Here is a 3,270-nt window from a genome sequence, read left to right on the forward strand (position 1 = left end):
TTTTCAAGGATAGTCCAGATTAAAAGGCTTTGCGGAGTTTTTTAATCTGGAATAACCAGACGTTCATTAAAAATATGGGTAAATAAAGAGGTAACACAAGCGTCTTGTATTGAGAAGTAAGCATGTAATTTTGAGGTAATTGAGATTATATGGTCAAGAAGAGAAGCGCAAACGGTGGATGCCTTGGCAGTAAGAGGCGATGAAGGACGTGGAATCCTGCGAAAAGCTTTGGTGAGCTGGAAACGAGCGATGAGCCGAAGATGTCCGAATGGGGGAACCCGGCTATGCGTGAGCATAGTCATCTATAGCTGAATACATAGGTTATAGAGGCGAACTCGGGGAACTGAAACATCTAAGTACCCGAAGGAAAAGAAATCAAAAGAGATTCTCCAAGTAGCGGCGAGCGAACGGGGAGGAGCCTGGCGTGATTTATGATACGAAAGAATAGAACAACTTGGGAAGGTTGGCCATAGAGGGTGAAAGCCCCGTATATAAAGGTTGTATCAAGAACTAGGCACGCGAAAAAGTAGGCCGGGACACGTGTAATCCTGGTTGAATATGGGTGGACCATCATCCAAGGCTAAATACTACTTACTGACCGATAGTGAACCAGTACCGTGAGGGAAAGGTGAAAAGAACCCCGGAGAGGGGAGTGAAATAGAACCTGAAACCGTTTGCGTACAAGCAGTGGGAGCATGGCTTAGGCTGTGTGACTGCGTACCTTTTGTATAATGGGTCAGCGAGTTACTTTCAGTGGCGAGGTTAACTGAATAAGGGAGCCGTAGAGAAATCGAGTCTGAATAGGGCGAGAGTCGCTGTGAGTAGACCCGAAACCGGGCGATCTAGTCATGTGCAGGATGAAGGTTGGGTAACACCAACTGGAGGTCCGAACCGGGTAATGTTGAAAAATTATCGGATGACGTGTGACTAGGAGTGAAAGGCTAATCAAGCCCGGAGATAGCTGGTTCTCCCCGAAAGCTATTTAGGTAGCGCCTCGTGAATGATTGTTGGGGGTAGAGCACTGTTTCGGCTAGGGGGCTGTCATGGCTTACCAAACCGATGCAAACTCCGAATACCGACTAATTGAATCACGGGAGACACACGGCGGGTGCTAACGTCCGTCGTGAAGAGGGAAACAACCCAGACCGCCAGCTAAGGTCCCCAAGTACTAGTTAAGTGGGAAACGATGTGGGAAGGCACAGACAGCCAGGAGGTTGGCTTAGAAGCAGCCACCCTTTAAAGAAAGCGTAATAGCTCACTGGTCGAGTCGGCCTGCGCGGAAGATGTAACGGGGCTAAAACTAGTCACCGAAGCTGCGGATGTGTACTAAGTACACGTGGTAGGGGAGCGTTCTGTAAGCTGATGAAGGTGCATTGAGAAGTGTGCTGGAGGTATCAGAAGTGCGAATGCTGACATGAGTAACGATAATGAGGGTGAAAAGCCCTCACGCCGGAAGTCCCAGGTTTCCTGCACGACGTTAATCGGAGCAGGGTGAGTCGGCCCCTAAGGCGAGGCTGAAGAGCGTAGTCGATGGGAACCAGGTTAATATTCCTGGACTTTTTATAAGTGGTGATGTGGGGACGAAGAAGGCTAGATGAGCCAGGCGTTGGTTGTCCTGGTATGTGCATGTAGGGGGATGGTTTAGGCAAATCCGGACCGTTATTAACTCTGAGGTGCGACATGGTGCTGACACTTCGGTGTACAGCGAAGTCATTGATGCCCGGCTTCCAGGAAAAGCTGCTAGCCATAACTTATAGAGAACCGTACCGCAAACCGACACAGGTGGACAGGTAGAGAATACTAAGGCGCTTGAGAGAACTCGGGTGAAGGAACTAGGCAAAATGGTACCGTAACTTCGGGAGAAGGTACGCCCTTTTCGGTGAAGGAATTTACTTTCTGAGCTGAAGAGGGCCGCAGAGACCAGGTGGCTGCGACTGTTTATTAAAAACACAGCACTCTGCAAATTCGTAAGAAGACGTATAGGGTGTGACGCCTGCCCGGTGCCGGAAGGTTAATTGATGGGGTTATCTTCGGAGAAGCTCTTGATCGAAGCCCCGGTAAACGGCGGCCGTAACTATAACGGTCCTAAGGTAGCGAAATTCCTTGTCGGGTAAGTTCCGACCTGCACGAATGGCGTAACGATGGCCACACTGTCTCCACCCGAGACTCAGTGAAATTGAAATCGCTGTGAAGATGCAGTGTACCCGCGGCTAGACGGAAAGACCCCGTGAACCTTTACTATAGTTTTGCACTGGACTTTGATGATGACTGTGTAGGATAGGTGGGAGGCTATGAAGTATCCACGCTAGTGGGTATGGAGCCGACCTTGAAATACCACCCTGTTGTTATTGAGGTTCTAACTTGGTCCCATTATCTGGGATAAGGACAGTGTATGATGGGTAGTTTGACTGGGGCGGTCTCCTCCCAAAGAGTAACGGAGGAGCACAAAGGTACCCTCGGTACGGTCGGACATCGTACCAAGAGTGTAAAGGCATAAGGGTGCTTGACTGCGAGAGCGACGGCTCGAGCAGGAACGAAAGTTGGTCTTAGTGATCCGGTGGTTCTGTATGGAAGGGCCATCGCTCAACGGATAAAAGGTACTCCGGGGATAACAGGCTGATACCGCCCAAGAGTTCATATCGACGGCGGTGTTTGGCACCTCGATGTCGGCTCATCACATCCTGGGGCTGAAGCAGGTCCCAAGGGTATGGCTGTTCGCCATTTAAAGTGGTACGCGAGCTGGGTTTAGAACGTCGTGAGACAGTTCGGTCCCTATCTGCCGTGGGCGTAGGAAAATTGAGAGGAGCTGCTCCTAGTACGAGAGGACCGGAGTGGACGAACCTCTGGTGTACCGGTTGTCACGCCAGTGGCATTGCCGGGTAGCTAAGTTCGGACGGGATAACCGCTGAAAGCATCTAAGCGGGAAGCCTCCCTCAAGATGAGTTTTCCCTTGAAGCCCGTTGAAGACTACGACGTTGATAGGCAAGGTGTGGAAGCGTAGTAATGCGTGAAGCTAACTTGTACTAATTGGCTGATTGTCTTGACCATATAATCTGAGTTACTTTAGATTATGCTTGATATAAGATATAATACCTCTTTATTTACCTGAGTATCATGCCAATAATGCGCGATACTCAAAACAGTTTTCCTGGCGACTATAGCGGTTTGGAACCACCTGAATCCATCTCGAACTCAGAAGTGAAACGAACATGCGCCAATGATAGTGTGAGGCTTCCTCATGTGAAAGTAGGTCATCGCCAGGGTCTTTTT

General features: G+C 49.6%; 2 rRNA genes. Both read left to right on the plus strand.

The features are described from left to right. Positions 1-151 precede the first annotated feature (151 nt). A 23S ribosomal RNA gene (locus tag EKG34_RS18010) occupies positions 152-3,048 on the plus strand. A 99-nt stretch (positions 3,049-3,147) separates the two neighbouring features. Then, positions 3,148-3,263, plus strand: a 5S ribosomal RNA gene (rrf, locus tag EKG34_RS18015). Positions 3,264-3,270 lie beyond the last annotated feature (7 nt).

The organism is Legionella longbeachae, from assembly GCF_004283175.1.
Lineage (GTDB): Bacteria > Pseudomonadota > Gammaproteobacteria > Legionellales > Legionellaceae > Legionella > Legionella longbeachae.